18 protein-coding genes are annotated in these 16,766 nt (G+C 46.0%); 5 read left to right on the forward strand and 13 right to left on the reverse strand.

Annotation, left to right across the window (positions count from 1 at the left end; all coding sequences use genetic code 11):
* Window positions 1-109, forward strand: a 109-nt coding sequence (locus LF817_RS19310; RefSeq protein ID WP_253935032.1) for an IS3 family transposase, incomplete at its 5' end; no start/stop codon positions are given.
* Between the two features lie 379 nt (window positions 110-488).
* Here LF817_RS19310 and LF817_RS19315 read toward each other — a convergent pair.
* From LF817_RS19315 to speE, 6 genes are all read right to left on the reverse strand, one after another.
* On the reverse strand, window positions 489-662 hold the full coding sequence (locus LF817_RS19315; RefSeq protein WP_253937447.1) for a hypothetical protein: 174 nt from the start codon (window positions 660-662) through the stop codon (window positions 489-491).
* Window positions 663-1,045: 383 nt separating this feature from the next.
* A complete protein-coding gene (gene argS, locus LF817_RS19320; protein WP_253937448.1) occupies window positions 1,046-2,713 on the reverse strand; it encodes an arginine--tRNA ligase in 1,668 nt (555 codons plus the stop codon).
* Complete coding sequence (locus tag LF817_RS19325; RefSeq protein ID WP_253937449.1) at window positions 2,710-3,141, reverse strand: YwiB family protein; 432 nt, start codon at window positions 3,139-3,141, stop codon at window positions 2,710-2,712. Before LF817_RS19325 ends, argS begins: the two co-directional genes overlap by 4 nt.
* A gap of 65 nt (window positions 3,142-3,206) precedes the next feature.
* Window positions 3,207-3,662: a hypothetical protein gene (locus LF817_RS19330; RefSeq protein ID WP_253937450.1), complete on the reverse strand. Its 456-nt coding sequence runs from the start codon at window positions 3,660-3,662 to the stop codon at window positions 3,207-3,209.
* Window positions 3,663-3,753: 91 nt separating this feature from the next.
* Entirely contained in the window at window positions 3,754-4,626 is an 873-nt protein-coding gene (gene speB, locus LF817_RS19335) for an agmatinase (protein WP_253937451.1), read from the reverse strand.
* Window positions 4,627-4,648: 22 nt separating this feature from the next.
* A complete protein-coding gene (speE, locus tag LF817_RS19340) occupies window positions 4,649-5,476 on the reverse strand; it encodes a polyamine aminopropyltransferase (RefSeq protein ID WP_253937452.1) in 828 nt (275 codons plus the stop codon).
* A gap of 131 nt (window positions 5,477-5,607) precedes the next feature.
* Here speE and LF817_RS19345 point away from each other — a divergent pair, with 131 nt between their 5' ends.
* A complete protein-coding gene (locus LF817_RS19345; RefSeq protein WP_253937453.1) occupies window positions 5,608-7,668 on the forward strand; it encodes a transglycosylase domain-containing protein in 2,061 nt (686 codons plus the stop codon).
* Window positions 7,669-7,849: 181 nt separating this feature from the next.
* Here LF817_RS19345 and LF817_RS19350 read toward each other — a convergent pair whose 3' ends face one another.
* Both LF817_RS19350 and LF817_RS19355 read right to left on the reverse strand, forming a co-directional pair.
* Window positions 7,850-8,191, reverse strand: a complete 342-nt coding sequence (locus LF817_RS19350) for a YolD-like family protein (RefSeq protein ID WP_253937454.1) — start codon at window positions 8,189-8,191, stop codon at window positions 7,850-7,852.
* A 978-nt stretch (window positions 8,192-9,169) separates the two neighbouring features.
* The gene (locus tag LF817_RS19355; protein ID WP_253937455.1) at window positions 9,170-9,712 is read right to left on the reverse strand and encodes a YwhD family protein; all 543 of its coding nucleotides are present in this window, start codon (window positions 9,710-9,712) and stop codon (window positions 9,170-9,172) included.
* A 185-nt stretch (window positions 9,713-9,897) separates the two neighbouring features.
* Here LF817_RS19355 and LF817_RS19360 point away from each other — a divergent pair, with 185 nt between their 5' ends.
* The gene (locus LF817_RS19360) at window positions 9,898-10,080 is read left to right on the forward strand and encodes a 2-hydroxymuconate tautomerase (protein ID WP_253937456.1); all 183 of its coding nucleotides are present in this window, start codon (window positions 9,898-9,900) and stop codon (window positions 10,078-10,080) included.
* A gap of 237 nt (window positions 10,081-10,317) precedes the next feature.
* On the opposite strand, the gene LF817_RS19365 is transcribed toward LF817_RS19360, so the two are convergent.
* On the reverse strand, window positions 10,318-10,818 hold the full coding sequence (locus tag LF817_RS19365; protein ID WP_253937457.1) for a YwgA family protein: 501 nt from the start codon (window positions 10,816-10,818) through the stop codon (window positions 10,318-10,320).
* 14 nt (window positions 10,819-10,832) lie between these two features.
* Window positions 10,833-12,128 carry an HD domain-containing protein gene (locus tag LF817_RS19370; RefSeq protein WP_253937458.1) on the reverse strand — a complete coding sequence of 432 codons (1,296 nt, stop codon included), beginning with the start codon at window positions 12,126-12,128 and terminating at the stop codon, window positions 10,833-10,835.
* A gap of 144 nt (window positions 12,129-12,272) precedes the next feature.
* Between LF817_RS19370 and LF817_RS19375 the strand changes: the two genes are divergently transcribed.
* Window positions 12,273-13,118: a lipoate--protein ligase family protein gene (locus LF817_RS19375; protein ID WP_253937459.1), complete on the forward strand. Its 846-nt coding sequence runs from the start codon at window positions 12,273-12,275 to the stop codon at window positions 13,116-13,118.
* 29 nt (window positions 13,119-13,147) lie between these two features.
* Here LF817_RS19375 and LF817_RS19380 read toward each other — a convergent pair whose 3' ends face one another.
* From LF817_RS19380 to pta, 3 genes are all read right to left on the reverse strand, one after another.
* A complete protein-coding gene (locus LF817_RS19380) occupies window positions 13,148-13,546 on the reverse strand; it encodes a DUF3021 domain-containing protein (RefSeq protein WP_253937460.1) in 399 nt (132 codons plus the stop codon).
* 1 nt (window position 13,547) lies between these two features.
* On the reverse strand, window positions 13,548-13,997 hold the full coding sequence (locus LF817_RS19385; RefSeq protein WP_253937461.1) for a LytTR family DNA-binding domain-containing protein: 450 nt from the start codon (window positions 13,995-13,997) through the stop codon (window positions 13,548-13,550).
* A 681-nt stretch (window positions 13,998-14,678) separates the two neighbouring features.
* Complete coding sequence (gene pta, locus LF817_RS19390; protein ID WP_253937462.1) at window positions 14,679-15,650, reverse strand: phosphate acetyltransferase; 972 nt, start codon at window positions 15,648-15,650, stop codon at window positions 14,679-14,681.
* 228 nt (window positions 15,651-15,878) lie between these two features.
* Here pta and hemQ point away from each other — a divergent pair, with 228 nt between their 5' ends.
* Window positions 15,879-16,616: a hydrogen peroxide-dependent heme synthase gene (gene hemQ, locus LF817_RS19395; RefSeq protein ID WP_253937463.1), complete on the forward strand. Its 738-nt coding sequence runs from the start codon at window positions 15,879-15,881 to the stop codon at window positions 16,614-16,616.
* Window positions 16,617-16,766 lie beyond the last annotated feature (150 nt).

A 16,766-nucleotide genomic window follows, 5' to 3' on the forward strand; every position in this document is an offset into this window, starting at 1 on the left:
GGCTTTATTTGATTATGTCCACTGGTACAATTATATTCGAATTCATGGCACTCTCAACTACCTTAGTCCTATAGAATTCAAGAAGAAACACCTTAATGAAATTGTCTAGTTTTGTGTTGACAATCCATCGTTACTGTATGAAATGCAGGGGTGGTCGGGAAACAACTCGCTTTCCTGCGGGGGACCTGGCAAGCTTCCTCGGGCTTCGCCCTGTGGGATCTCGCCTAGCCCCTTCTCCCGCGGGAGTCTCCTTGTTTCCCAACCACCCCACCCAAAAGAGAATGAACGAACTCCTATGGCAAAAAGATCGATAGCTTACGGCGCATGAATAAATTCTAAATCACATGGGGCGATTCAGCTTCAGCGCTTATATGAAAATAAGACTTCTTTCACTTCTGTACGATAAATCAACATTGAATCATTCCATGCTCGTGTTTCCTGTATCTATGCCAGCTAAGTGTAGTCCTACACCGTTTCACATAAAGATGCTATCGTCGTCCTGCTGCCCCCTGATGTTTTAAAAATTCTCGGAATTGGCCAGGTTCAATCACTGATGGTTTCATTGCTCTTATCAAGGTAATGGGGTGTTGGAAATGGTGAGACTCCTGCGGGAATGGCTGGCCGTCATCCCCGCGGAAAGCGATCCATTTCCAACACCCCATTTCTCCAATTCAAGACAACGAACGACCTGTGAAGAAGATGGTTGTTCCCTAAAAAAAAGCATACTTCTGAGCTATCACTCAGAAGTATGCTTTTTTAAGCGGATTACCGTATCGGAGGTTTCCGTTATCTTAACAAACGCAAGAAGGTCCGGGAAATTGCGAGACTCCTATGGGAGAACAGTACATGGTGAGATCCCACAGGGCGTCAGCCCGAGGAAGCTCACCGTACGCCCATGGAAAGCGAGTGATTTCCCGGACCTTCAAGCTCTACTATTTTCACGGAAACTTTCTAAAAATATTTCGAAACTTAGTATTCAAGGAAAAGAGTTGATTTGAATATCAACATGAAAATGAGAAAGGCATCGAATAAATTGTATCTTTTCCTACATTTTCTCCGGTGCAGATACGCCAATAAGACCAAGGGCGTTTTGGAGCGTGATGCGGACAGCTTTCATAAGTGCTACACGGGCAACGGTACGCTCTGGATGTTCGGCATCGATAACCTTTTCAGCGTTGTAGAAACTGTGCAGGTTCGATGCTAAATCGAAGGCGTACTGCGTGACGCGGTGCGGTGTCCGTTTTTCTGCTGCATCTGCTACGATCTGAGGGAATTCGCCTAGACGCTTAAGCAGGTCTTCTTCTTTTTCTGAAGAAAGCTGGCTGCCGTTAAATTCACCGGCGGCTAGTCCTTTGTCTACCGCCTGCCCAATCATCGTGCAAATGCGGGCGTGGGCGTACTGAACGTAATAGACCGGGTTCTCATTAGACTCTGAGCGGGCAAGATCCATGTCAAAATCAAGGTGAGAGTCACTGGAGCGCATGGAGAAGAAATAGCGCATCGCGTCGATGCCGACTTCCTCCATCAGTTCGCGGAGAGTGACGGCTTTTCCTGTACGCTTGCTCATTTTCACTTTTTCTCCGTCCTGGAACAGGTTGACCATTTGGATGATCTCGACTTCAAGCGTGTCTTCGCTGTATCCAAGAGCCTGAATGGCGGCTTTCATCCTCGGAATGTAGCCATGGTGATCGGCTCCCCAAATATTGATCAACGTATCAAATCCACGGTCCAGCTTATTTTTGTGATAAGCAATATCCGGAGTCAAATACGTATACGTTCCATCATTTTTGATAAGAACACGGTCTTTGTCGTCGCTGAACTTCGTCGTTTCGAACCACGTAGCATCGTCTTTCTCATAGACGTAGTTTTTCTCTTCCAGAACCTTTAGCGCATCCTTGATTTGGTCGCCTTGGTAAAGAGAAGTTTCTGAGAACCATTCGTCAAAAGGAACACGGAATTCTTCCAGGTCATTTTTGATTTTATCAAGTTCGAACTTCAATCCGTATGAACGGAAGAAAGCGAGACGTTCTTCTTCAGAAGCGTCGACCCACTTCTCACCATCAGCTTCGGCCAACTGCTTTCCGAGTTCGATGATATCTTTGCCGTGGTATCCGTCTTCCGGCATATCCCACTCTTTCCCAAGCGCCTGCATGTAGCGGGCTTCGACAGAAAGAGCCAGGTTCGCCATTTGGTTTCCGGCATCATTAATATAATACTCTCTGGACACCTCATATCCGGCGGCATCAAGCACGTTACATAAAGAATCACCGACAGCTGCTCCGCGCGCATGACCTAAGTGAAGCGTTCCTGTCGGGTTCGCAGATACGAACTCAACCTGAATCTTATGGCCTTTCCCGAATTCCGTACGGCCATAGTTTTTTTCAGATTCAAGGATCGTCGGGACAAGGTCGGTCAAATATTCATTGTTCATATAAAAATTGATGAACCCAGGTCCGGCGACTTCCATTTTTTCGATGGAGGCTTTCGAACGATCGAACTTCTCTACAAGCTCCTCCGCGATCTGGCGCGGGTTCTTTTTCGCAACGCGTGCCAGCTGCATCGCCATGTTCGTGGCGTAATCGCCGTGGGACTTATCTTTCGGCTGCTCTAAAACGACGACCGGCATCTCTTCATCTGATGCTAACCCCGCTGTCTTTACAGCACGGACGATTTCATCCTTTAATCTTTGTTCCGTCTGCTCTACGATATTCATTCGCTTTCCTCCTCAATAATTAACGTCAACCGGTGCCGCTGTGTCACTTCATGGTTCAGGGTCATTTGATAACTGATAAACAGGCGCCCGCGGGACGCCTCCTCCAGTGAGCGGTACTCGATTTGGTCTGTAAATGTCTTCATATGAAAATCACCATATGTATGATGATAGATATTTTCTGTTTCCAGCTGCTTTTGAAACACTTGGCGCATGTCCACGCCGCCTGTGCGTTTAATACTTACATGTCCCGGCTTTACGGTCACCATTGTGTTGACCGGCTCGCCTTCTTCAGGGTGCTCCGTAAACTTGACGACTTCTGTTTCTCCTCGCGAGAAATACTGCCCAGGCTCGGACATCGTGATCTCTTCTTTACGGTCGGCATCTCTGATCTCGGTCACAAGCTTGACTCGTACATCCTTCGCTGTCATTGTATCGCTCCTTAGCTTTACGTACGTCTTTAACCTTTACATTATAAGAACTTCACGAGGAAAACTCAAGTCCCGTCGTTTAAAAGCACTTCCGCACGGTCATGGACGGACTGGATTTCCCCAATATAAGATGGCAAGGTAGCGACTGCATAGATGACAATAATCGCAATCGTCATCGTTACGAACCACTTGTGCGGCAGTATTTCTTTAAACGGCTGGGCTTCCTTGAACAGGGAGAAAAGAATTAACGGAAACAACAAGGAAATCACGATAAGGTCCTGCTGCCAGTGAGCCTTCACATCCTGAATAGCTGCCTGAAACAACAGAATCCCGGACGTGTCCTCGGCCAAATCCGCCTGCCCCACTTCTTCACCAGTAACACCTTGCTTTATACTGACGGTCGACCCGTCCCCTTCAAAACTGTATCCGGAAGGGTTCCAATCATAGAGGAACGTCAGGACGAGCAGCGCTGCCATGATCAGAGCATACACGCTCGTAAATGTAATCATTTTTTTATTCATAGGGATAGTATCTCCTTTATACCAATTTCATTTGGCTCCAATGAAAAAAACCCGCTACATAACCGCAACGGATTCCTTTCTATTCTATCATTTATTTCACAAAACCTAAAAGCATTTCACGGATGAATTTACTTGCCGCAATGGCCGTCTGCTCTGTCGGATCGTAAGCCGGAGCCACTTCTACAAGGTCACAGCCGACGACGTTGACGTCAGAACCGGCAATTTCGTGGATGGCCGCAAGCAGTTCTTTGGATGAAATGCCGCCGGCTTCCGCGGTGCCTGTCCCAGGAGCGAAGGCAGGATCGAGCACATCGATGTCGATCGTGACGTACACATTGTCTCCCGCAAGCTCAGGAAGTACGCGCTTCAGCGGTTCAAGAACTTCGTAACGGTACATGTGCATGCCGCTCTCTTTGGCATACTGGAATTCTTCGCGCATGCCTGAACGGATGCCGAAGGAGTAAACGTTCTCCGGCCCAAGCAGTTCGCACGCTTTCCTGATCGGAGTGGAATGGGAAAGGACTTCTCCTTCGTACTCCTCTCTCAGGTCGGCATGGGCATCGATATGGATAATCTTCAGATTCGACAGCGTTTCGTGAAACGCCTTAATGACCGGCCAGCTGACGAGATGCTCTCCGCCGAGTCCGATCGGAAACTTCCCTTTTCCCAAAAGTTCCTGGATGTAGTCCTCGATGATGTCTAGGCTTTTCTGGGCGTTTCCGAATGGGAACAGGAGGTCACCGGCGTCGTGATAAGCGATGTCTTCGAGGTGGCGGTCGAGATATGGGCTGTATTCTTCCAGGCCGATGGAAGCCTCACGGATGCGGTTCGGGCCGAAGCGTGAGCCTGGCCGGAAGCTGACTGTATAATCCATCGGCATGCCGTAAATGACGGCTTGTGCATCTTCTTCAGTGGCGCGGCTCATGATGAAGACTTTGCCTGAATAGGCTTCGTCAAAGCGCATAGTTCTCCCCCTTTGTCACCGTTTATTCGGTGAGATCTTTTACGAACTTCGGCAGCGCGAATGAAGCGTTGTGCAGTTCGCTTGTGTAGTATTTCGTGTCCATGTCGGTGAAGCGTTCGGCTTTCACTTGTTTTGGATCGTAAATTTTGCTTCCCATCGTGAACGTCCACAGGCCGCTTGGATAGGTCGGGATGTTAGCTGTGTATATTTTGGTAATCGGGAAGGTTTCTTTAATGTCCGCGTACGCCTGACGAATCAGATCGGCTTTAAACCACGGGTTGTCTGTCTGCGCGACAAAAATGCCGTCTTCTTTGAGTGCGTTTGCGATGCCTTCGTAAAATCCTTTTGTGAACAAGTTCACGGCAGGTCCGACGGGTTCTGTTGAGTCAACCATGATGACATCGTATTCGCGTTCGCTTTTGGCGATATGCATGAAGCCGTCATCGACTTGCACGTCCACACGAGGGTCGTCTAATGTGCCGGCGATGGACGGAAGGTACTGCTTGGAGTACTCGATCACTTTTCCGTCGATTTCAACGAGAACAGCTTTTTCTACGCTTTTATGTTTCAATACTTCGCGGATGACGCCTCCGTCTCCCCCGCCGACGACGAGAACTTTCTTCGGACTCGGGTGGCTGAACAACGGGACGTGAGCCAGCATTTCGTGGTAGACGAATTCATCTTTTTCAGTCGTCATCACCATGTCGTCGAGGACGAGCATATTCCCCCACTCTTCAGTTTCGAGCATTTCGAGCTCTTGAAAATCTGTTTGTTCTTTATGCAAAGACCGGTTCACTTTGGCAGTGATGCCGAAGCTGTCGGTTTGTTTTTCTGTAAACCATGTAGGCATTCATGACTTCCCCTTTCATTCCTGTAAACAATCAAATTATAGTGCAATCTATGGAAAAAGCAAGAGAATGTTTAATTCATCCATGATTTTCCCATAATAATAGTAATTATAACAGGTGGGAGACTAGGAGAATGCTATTATTTATTCGATTATCCTGGAAATGGACAAAAAGAGGGATCAAAGCAGCGACGGCTTGTGTTCTTTTAGGCATGATCGCTCTGCTCGGTACGCTCGCTTATGCCATCATGCTTGGCCCTCCTTCTCTATCAACGGCTCAGAACACCATTTATTATCAATCGGACGGGGAAGTTATGAAGGGGCATGACGGCGGTGAAGACCGATACTGGGTCAGTTTAGAATCCATGCCTGAAGAGCTTGTCGAGGCGACGCTTGCGATTGAGGACCATCGTTTTTATAATCATTTCGGTTTCGATTTAAAAAGAATCGCATCGGCCGCTTTAACGGATATAAAAGCTATGGAAATGGTCGAAGGCGCCAGTACGATTACTCAGCAGTATGCGCGTAACTTATATTTGACCCACGAGAAAACGTGGACGAGGAAGCTGAAGGAAGCTTTTTACGCGATGAGGTTGGAAATTTTTTATGAAAAGGATGAAATTCTCGAAGGCTATCTCAATACAATCTATTACGGACACGGAGCTTACGGCATTGAATCTGCGAGCCGTTACTTTTTCAATAAACATGCGGATGAGCTGACATTGGCGGAGGCAACGATGCTGGCCGGGGTTCCAAAGGGACCGAGCTATTATTCTCCTTTAGCGGATCTTGAGAATGCTGAGACACGGCAGGAGCGGATTTTATCGCGAATGAATGACTTAGAATATATTACGAGTTCTGAGAAAAATGAGGCGGTCACGGCTTCCCTTGATTATTACGATCATTCGGCCGAGGAAGCGCAGGCTGAGGCGCCTTATTTTCAGGACGAAGTCGTTCGGGAAGCGGCTCGAGTGCTTGATATGGATGTTGAAGAGGTGGAGTCCGGCGGCTTCCACATTTACACGACCCTTAACCCCGACCATCAGGCTGAGCTTGAGAAAGCGGTCGATGAAGAGTTCAGTAAGGCTGGTGAAATCGAAACAGCAGCTGTCATTATGGATAATGAAACTGGCGCCGTGACGGCAATGAAAGGTGGACGAGATTACGGGAGTACGACTTTTAACCGCGTGACTCAGGCGAAACGCATGGTAGGTTCAACCATCAAACCATTTTTATACTACAGCGCATTAAAAAACGGCTACACCCCGCTGACGATGATCGAAAGTAAACCAACATCGTTCCAAATGGATGATGGCAATGCTTATTCACCGAGTAACTACAACAACTATTACGCCGATGATGACATTACGATGGCCCAGGCGATTGCGTTGTCTGATAACATTTACGCCGTGACAACGAACATCGATATAGGCCCGAAAAAACTCGTGGACACGCTGCATGACTTTGGCTTCAAAGGAGACTATCCGGCCGTTCCTTCACTGGCTCTCGGAACAGCTTCCATCTCTCTATACGATATGGTGGAAGGTTATTCGCGTCTCGCCAGCGGTTCGACGGCCAGTCAAAAACATACGATTACAAAAATCACCGACCAGCGTGAGAAGGTTTTGTATGAATATGAACCTGTGTCGTCAAAAGACAAAGACAGGGAGCCGATCGATCCGAAGGCTGCGTTTTCCGTCGCTCACATGCTGACCGGGATGTTCGATCCCGCACTGAATGGTTACATGAGTGTTACAGGTTCAAGTATCGCCGATCAACTGACACGAATGTACGGCGGAAAGTCCGGGACGACGGATACGGACAGCTGGATGATCGGCTTCAGTCCGCAGTACGTCATGGGGGTGTGGAGCGGCTATGATGATAACCGGAAAATAACGGTCCAGCGTGATCACCAATACTCTAAAGAATTATGGGCGAACTCGATGGAAAGGATTCATGAGCCGCTTCCAGTTTCAGCCTTCGCTCCGCCAGCTGATTTAAAAGGAGTCTATATCAACCCGGAAACCGGTAAATTATCAGGTCCGGCCTGTCCCGAAGAACGTCTCGTCTACATGGATAAAAAGGATGTTCCTAAAGAAACGTGTAAAGAAAATGAAGACTCGGATATCAATGATATTGAAGAAGAGATTAATAATGACCCATGGTACAAAAATGCTGTGGATTGGTTTTGGTAGGGGTTAGCGATTTAACCTGATAATAAAAAAGACAGAGAAAACGACCGGCATAAACCGGTCGTTTTCCCTGTCCTAGCAAATACATGTATAAACCATGTGTTACTTAATATATTCCCCTGCACGCTTCTTAGTCAACATTTGACAGTAGAAAAATTTTTGAACATTTTGTGAACACCGCCTTTTATACGATAGTGATATCCGATATTTCTTCCAGCTGGAAAGTGATCGGCTCTTTCGATTTCCAGTGCACTGCTGAAATCTTCCGCTCTCTTTTATGGATGTGTTTAATTTTCACACGCTGTTCTTCGTAATCGAATCCATTATGGATACGGATATCGACGGTCAGGCCATCGTGCATGGCCCGCTGCATAATAAAATCGATTTCCACAGCCTTTTGCTCATCAAGTATTCCTTTTTCCACTCGCTGATCCTCTTTCCACACCTTCTTTATCATTTCGACGTGTTCAGGCAGCATAAGCGATGTCCATTTGATCGTTCCCCGGTCCCGGTTATGATTATTCATAATTACCACTCCTTTTATACACGAACATTTGTTCTTATAATAGCACATAACTTATTTTCTTACACTGGTATTTTGCGGAAAATTGATTTTTGCGTTTCCCGACTGTCTTGAGGACTCAGTTTCGAGAAAACGTGAGAGTTTAGGGGCTGCGGGAAACGGATCGCTTTCCGTGGGGCGGGCGCTGAGCCTCCTCGAGCTTCGCTCTGTGGGGTCTCACCTGTCCCGCTAATCCCACTGGAGTCTCACCGTTTCCCTCCGCCCCTCTACCCTATAAGCATCTCGAAACCGCTGCAAAAATGGAAAATCAATGTGCACAATCGTCCGATATTGAAAGACTTGCTATAGAGCTCTCATTCCCATAGTACCGGGATAATAGAAGCTGCTCCTGCTAAGTAAAAGATTCGCTTTTCACCTCCCCCAATGGGGGGGGAACCTGAAAAAAACGGAAGCGCTCTGTTCAGCGACGTGTGGACGGGACTGAGCTGTAGGAGATAAAGGAAACACGAAGAATGGAGTGAATCGATGTTGACTTATCGTACGTAAAGGAAGTCTCAGTAGCCGCTAAGCAATGGAGCTGGATAATCTCCATGCAGTTTATAGAATTATAACGCCCTAGACTTATTTAGGTGTAAGAGGCGCAGAGAAAGGCTATAGAACTCGTCTAAGTACGTTAGTTACGGAAACTTAATTCACTCCAGAACTTTAAGGGAGTTTCGAGCACCTTCCAATCGTATGGTGGCTTTAGAAAACGGTGAGACTCCTGTGGGATGTACATGATCGGTGAGATCCCGGAAGGCGAAGCCTGAGGAAGCTCACCACATGCCCACGGAAAGCGATCCGTTTTCTAAAGCCACCATCTCCGCATACAAAAGCCTCGAAACTGAGCGATCAAAATAAAAGCATTATCAAGACCATTAATCAAAAAAGAGCACCTGTATATATAAATCCAGGCGCTCTTTTCTATATTTATTTACAACTCTAAACATCCAGGCTGTCTTTTAATTCCTGCGCTGTGTTCTCCCAAAGTTCAGGTTTGAATTCACGCAGAAACTCAGCGAGAATCCGCTTTGATTTGTCATCCATATGATCGACGACAAACCGACCTTTCAGTGACTTGTCCATATGGTTTACGTGTTCTGGAAGAAGCTTATACCCTCTTCTGATTTCGCGGTCGACGACAACTTCGCTTCCTGCTACGCCGTGATAGCAAGGCTTGCCTTCTTGATAATCAACCGTCACCCATGTGATCCAATATAATTTGCCGTTCGGCACTTCCGAGCGGTCGGTTAAGAAGCGGATTCGTTTCTCTACCGCACTTCTGGCATGCAATGCACCCATATCCACATAGGCTTTTTCCTCGTTTGGATCGACGATGACCGGACTCATATTCTCCAGGCTGATCGATCCCACACCGTAACCGCCGTGGCCGTCTGTAGAATCATCTTTTAAAATAGTAAATTGATTTTTCTTTTTATCGCTGCCTTGTTCTTTATTATTTTTAAATTGGTCAAATTCCTTCATAACTCAAGTGATCCTCCTTTAAGCTTGCTGTTGATTTCATTCTAACATATGGCCCTTCCTCATTTCAGAGTGCAGCCTCTCAAAAAAATTCAATTTTTTCATGGAAAAGGAAGGAATTCGAGATTCTTTGACGAAAGATATATTACTGTAGGGGATTTATTTATAGGTTAAAGGGGAGATCGTGAATGCCGATCGTAACAGTCCAATTGCTTGAAGGGCGTACCGATGAACAGAAAAAGGCATTGGTTGAAAGTGTGACCAATTCCGTTACAGAAACCACGGGCGCTCGCAAAGAAGCAGTGACGGTAGTGATTGAAGAAATGAAAAAACAACACTATGGTGTCGGCGGCAAGCGCCTCATCGATTAAAGCAGAAGCCCTCAAGCCAAACAGCTTGAGGGTTTCTCTTTATCAATCAAACGTTTGTTCAAATTCTTAAATCTCCTGTTTTAACAAGGAAAATAAGACACGGAAAGCGAGCCATTCCCCGCCGCCCTGATCCTCTCACCAAATCTCTAGAAATCGAGTTTACTGCCGTAAGACAGCTTTCAAAAAACGATAAAAAAGATATACTGGAAAACCAGTACATCCCGCCTATCCTAAACATTAATGAAACTTCCGCAGACTTTCAATAAAATTCCATCCATCTTTTATATCTTCATCCGTGTAATTCTGGGTGCTTTTCACGGAAAACACTTTTTCTGAAATCTCATCCTTCGGCAGATGCTCGAAAAAAAGCATCGTCGATACGAGTTCAAGAAACCGTGAGCTCTTTTCGTTCATCGCATCAATGTGAGCGTTCAAGGGCGGCAGTGACTCTTCATAATGTTCCATGAATTCACGTCCAGCGTCCGTCACCTGATAACGATATTGATAGTAATTTTTCTTTTCTTCTTTCGTTTCGCTAATAAATCCGAGGTTGCACATTTCCTCGATCCGAAGAGTCAGTTCTTCGGAATACGGGCCGTAAAAATGAAATTGATAACGTTCTTCAAACGGGACTTCACACTTTTTCAGTATGTAAATCATTTTTTGCAGTCTTTTACGGCCGACGATTGCTTCAGAGCTTGAGAAGAACTGCATCAGTTTCGCATGATTCTCCAGCATCGCGTCTCCACTCCCTATCCATACAATATTTCCATAATCCGTTTCTTCGTTTTACTGCGGCTCGACATGTTATCGAGCACGTCCTGCGGCACATACAATTTATGATCGGTACGCTTCTTCCCGGAAATGGACTCCACAATTTCCGAAAGGCGTGATAATTCCTTCAGCTCTTGATTCGGCAGTAAGAGATGTATCGGCAGACGTTCCCCTTCCTCTCCTGGACGGTAAAAGTCGTACGGCAGATCAGAACTTGAATCGACGACCAAATAATAGTCCGGGTTAAGTCCGGCCTTCTGAAACAATTTATACAACTCCATCCACTCCGCCATCTGCGAATTTGGATTGAACTCGATATATTTGAACAGCCGTCGGTTGACGAACCGGTCACATAAATCAGAGAGAATCTCATCGTCTTCCTGCATCCACATTTGGAAATAGTAAAGCGCAATCGACTCATCTAGACCTAAATATTCGCTGAGCGTCGGCTCTCCTTTGAAAAAGGAAAGGAAATGTGTCGGCTCCAATTTGAATGTGTAGTCTTTTTCATACAGCTCTTTCGCACGATGAAGGATTTTTGACAAAATCACTTCCGCGCTGCGGGTAACCGGGTGGAAATAAACTTGCCAGTACATTTGATAACGGCTCATAATGTAATCCTCGACCGCATGCATTCCGCTTTCTTTCACAACGACCTGGTCCTCCATCGGACGCATGACGCGTAAAATACGTTCCATATCAAAATGGCCGTAGCTCACTCCGGTAAAATAAGCATCACGCTGCAGATAATCCATACGATCCGCGTCAATCTGACTGGAAATCAAACTGACGACGAGCTTATTTTTGTACGTTTTATTAATGACGTCCGCTACGTCTTTTGCAAAATTCTTATCGACTTTATTGAGCACTTCGTTCACTTTCGTATCGCCAAGCAAAATCGCCTGGGTGAAATCCTCATGATCCAGCTTGAACACCTTTTCGAACGAATGTGAAAACGGTCCATGACCGAGATCATGCAGAAGCGCGGCTGCTAAGCATAGAAGCCGTTCTTTTGGGTCCCAATTCGGACGATCGGTAAAATTCGACGCGATCCGGCGCACGATTTCATAAACGCCGAGCGAGTGATTGAACCGGCTGTGCTCCGCTCCATGAAACGTCAAATAACACGTTCCCAGCTGACGGATTCGACGGAGCCGCTGAAATTCAGGAGTTCCGATCAAATCCCAAATCACCTGATCCCGTACATGGATGTACCGATGGACCGGATCTTTAAATACCTTCTCTTCACTTAATTGTTCATCACGATAAGCCATCAGTTGGTCCTTCCTTCACGACATTTCCTCCTATTATATACCTTATTCCGCCATAACAAAACACCTTTCCATCAATCGTCATACATGCATCCGTGCAATTTCTGTTATAATGATGCTGGTCTATTAAAAAGGAGCAAGATTCCAATGAACAAACGATATGATTTATTACATCCATCCACATACCGCTTCATTGATCAAAGTAATATGGGACCGACATTTTCTGCGCTGCAGTCATTTGCGATCGATGACGCCTTAGCGATTTCCGTAGGCGAGAAAGAATCACCGACCGCTGCCCGTTTGTGGGTCCACCACGATACGGTCGTCCTCGGTATTCCCGACGCCCGTCTGCCGAATATCTCTGAAGCGATCGATTATTTAAAAGAAGAAGGCTACCAGGTCGTTGTCCGCAATTCCGGGGGGCTGGCCGTCCTGCTTGATGAAGGCGTACTGAACCTTTCGCTCATTTTCCCAGATGCCAAAGAAGTCAACATCCACGATGGCTACGACGCTATGGTCGAATTCATCCAGCACCTGTTCTCCGACCTCACCGACCAAATCGAAGCGTACGAAATCACCCAGTCGTACTGCCCGGGCGCCTATGATTTAAGCATCGGGGGAAAAAAGTTTGCGGGTATATCCCAGCGCCGCGTCAAACGAGGATCGGCGGTGCAAATTTATTTAGACGTTTCCGGAAGCGGAGCCGAACGGGCAGCTCTGCTGAAGAACTTTTACAAAGTCGGCTTAAATGACGAGCCCACCCGCTTCCAATACCCGAACATCGATCCGAGAGTCATGGCCTCCCTGAATGAGCTGCTAGGTACCGAGCTGACGGTAGCTGATGTACGTAACCGAATTCTTTTTCAATTGAATGACTGGTCTGACCATATCGTCGCCAATTCACTAGAAGGAGAAGAGATTGAGACGTTTACGAAGCGCTTTGAACAAATGATCGTCCGCAATAAAAAAGCACTGGAGCAGATCAACGAATGACCGCTCCCGTGCTTTTTTTAATCCCTTACTTAGATGTTTTTATTCAATTCCGAAGTCATTCTTTTCAAATAAAGACCGATGAAAAACCAGAAAACAAAATAAATCGCTATAAAAATAGCCGTACTGATCAGCAGCGCCTTCCATTCAAATGGCACCCAACCGACCACGCCTGCCAAAGTGTAAAATACAGCGAGTGACATCGTCAGGTGAACAGACGTTTGTTTCAAAGGGCTCCATGATTCTTTTTCAAAAATCAACGAAGCCATGCTGAAGTACAATCCCATAATAATCGCACCTAACATGTTCTGCCAGAGGACTGCTGCCTCAACATCCACGCCGTTGACCATAATGATCGTTACAGCAATAAAATTGACAATTCCCGCAAAACCGAAACCCACCCATATTCTTTCTGCGATATGATGCTTCATTTCAGTTTCCACCTCCGATTAATTTTTCCTTCAAGCTGCGAACATACCTGCGAGAGACATATTCCTTTTGACCAGAAGTAAAGTAAACGCAGAGGTTTCCATTAAAAGATAATTCGAAACGCTTAATGTGATTGATGTTGCCGATAACGGATTTAGAAAAACGTCCGAACTGATGGGACATAAGCAAATCTTCCACTTCATAAAGCTTCATTTTAAGCTCTACCTTCCGTTCCCCATCGAAAGCGAACACTCTGCCGTTTTCTGAACACACATATTCAATATCAGCTGGCAGCATAAGTACGGACTGTTCGCCATCCATCCCGATCAATCGCTTAGGCTGTGATCCATTGATCATTTGTACAAGCTGATCAATTTCAGCACTCCACTGTTTCGCATGAATGGTGACTGAAGTCTGTTCATAATCCTCGTGTATATCGATTTTCACATTCATCCTTATCACCTCATCTACTTTACTCTAATTCCATTATAATCAGTAATTTCCTGCATTTATGTAAATATCGATCAGCGGTCGTTTTCCGAAAGTAAGTGGCATGGGAATCAACTTAAACGGCCGAACAATAAAAAAGGCTCAAGGACGCGATGGTCCTTGAGCCTTTTTCTACTATATTGGCTTTGTTAAAGTTCCGTGTTGATATTCATATAAGCTCCCTTTAGTGAATACTCAGTTTCGAGACATCATGAGAATTTAGGGGCTCCGGGAAACGGATCGCTTTCCCTCCGCCCCTTTACCATAAAAGAAACCGCTTCAAGGAAAGCAGCAATCTTAATGTAAGCATGTGTTCGAAAAAGACTTGCTGTAGAGCGTTTTCTACCTATAGGAATGACGGCAGCCGCTCCTTATGGGGGGATTCGTTTCTCACTTCTACGAATGGGGTGGTTGGGAAGCTGCGAGACTCCCGTGGGAGAAGGATGTAGGCGAGATCCCACAGGGCTGCAAGCCCGAGGAAGCTCGCCACTTCCCCCACAGGAAAGCGAGTAGCTTCCCAACCACCCCTGACTCTCAATACGGCAGCGAACCCATACTATCTCGAAACCGAGTCTTCCACTATCCTGCCATATTTGAATAACTCACTTATCAATATCAACAACCACCTTTAACATATCCTCTATATTATAGAGATTGAGCTGCTGTGATGATCGCCAGCTTGTACACATCGTCTGCATTACAGCCGCGGGACAGGTCGTTTACCGGCTTGTTCAAGCCTTGTAAAACTGGCCCTACAGCGTCGAAGTTCCCTAGACGCTGAGCGATTTTATATCCAATGTTCCCTGCTTCAAGGCTAGGGAAAATGAACGTATTCGCTTCACCTTTTAATGGAGAATCCGGTGCCTTTTTCTCGGCAACAGATGGAACGAATGCTGCGTCAAACTGGAATTCACCATCAATCAGCAAGTCAGAGTTCTGCTGTTTCGCAAGCTCAACTGCTTCACTGACTCTTTCGGTTTCAGGAGATTTCGCTGATCCTTTTGTAGAAAAGCTCAGCATAGCCACTTTCGGATCGATATCGAATAAAGCAGCTGTATCCGCACTGGCCAGCGCGATTTCAGCCAGGTCCTGGCTGTCAGGAGCAATGTTGATCGCACAATCAGCGAACACATATTTTTCTTCGTCGCGAACCATGATGAATACGCCGGACGTCTTCTTGATGCCTGGCTTCGTTTTGATGATCTGCAATGCCGGACGTACCGTATCTGCTGTAGAATGAACTGCTCCGCTGACGAGACCGTCCGCTTTGTTCATATAGACGAGCATCGTACCGAAGTAGTTGCCGTTCTGCAGGATGTCACGCGCTTGTTCATCCGTCGCTTTACCTTTACGGCGCTCTACGAAACTTGCGACCATTTCGTCAAACCCTTCGTAGTCTGCTGGATCGAGAATTTCAGCGTCTGAAACATCGACGCCAACTTCCTCGGCTTTCTGTGTTATTTCTTCTTTATTTCCAACTAGTACAGGTTTCACAAAACCTTCAGAACCAAGTTTACTTACAGCTGTCAGGATGCGTTCGTCTAAAGCTTCAGGGAATACGACCTTCTTGCTTTCGCCGCTCATCTTAGCTTTTAAAGTATCAAATAGGTTACTCATGATTTAACCCTCCCATTTCTTTTCTGTACTATATGATAAGACCTTTTATGTTCAATTGAAAGTGTTTCGATAGTAAAATTTATGATTAAGCGATTACATCTTATCTTTACCCTAATTATGTGTTCACAATACTTTCAAATTAGCTGAAATGATAATGAGGAGCCACTTGTGTTATATTGAAAAAGGATGAAATTACTATGACACTTACTATAAAGGAGCGATCACACCATGCCAGAATCCGTAGTAACGATGGATGGTTGGTATTGCCTGCATGATTTTCGCACGGTAGACTGGACGTCCTGGAAATACGCAAGCAGTGAAGAACGCGAATTGGCGATCAGCGAATTCCAGCAGCTTATCGGCAAATGGGAAGATACAGAAAAAAGCAAACAAGGAAGCCATGCTTTATACACAGTCGTCGGACAAAAAGCCGACTTCATGATGATGATTCTCCGCCCTACAATGGAGGAGTTGAATGAGATTGAAACTGCATTCAATAAATCCAAATTAGCTGAATTCACGACGAAATCATACTCATACGTTTCCGTTGTGGAGCTGTCAAACTACATGGGCAACGCAGATGAAAATGATCCTGAAATCCAGGGCCGCTTAAAACCGATCCTGCCAAAATGGAATCATATCTGTTTTTACCCGATGGACAAGCGCCGCCAGGGTAATGACAACTGGTACGTACTTGAAAAAGATGAACGTGCCAAGCTTATGTATGCACACGGTATGACCGGCCGTCAATATGCCGGGAAAATCCGTCAGATCATCACAGGCTCTATCGGATTTGATGACTGGGAATGGGGCGTGACGCTTTTTGCTCACGACGTTCTTCAGTTTAAAAAGCTCGTCTATGAAATGCGATTCGATGAGGTTACTTCCCGTTACGGCGACTTTGGTTCGTTCTATATAGGGAACCTGTTGAAAACGAGTGAAGTTCCACAGTTTTTATATGTGTAACATGTGCAAAGCCCCGCTTATTGGGAGGCCACTGAAGAACTGCTAACTTTTTGAGTTATATATCAAAAAAGGAAGCCGCGTTGGACTATTTTATCGTCCAACGCGGCTTCTTTGGTTGTAAGTAAGAGGGTTTTGTCCTCTTATTCCTTC

Source organism: Halobacillus sp. A1 (assembly GCF_024189295.1).
Taxonomy (GTDB): Bacteria; Bacillota; Bacilli; order Bacillales; family Halobacillaceae; genus Halobacillus_A.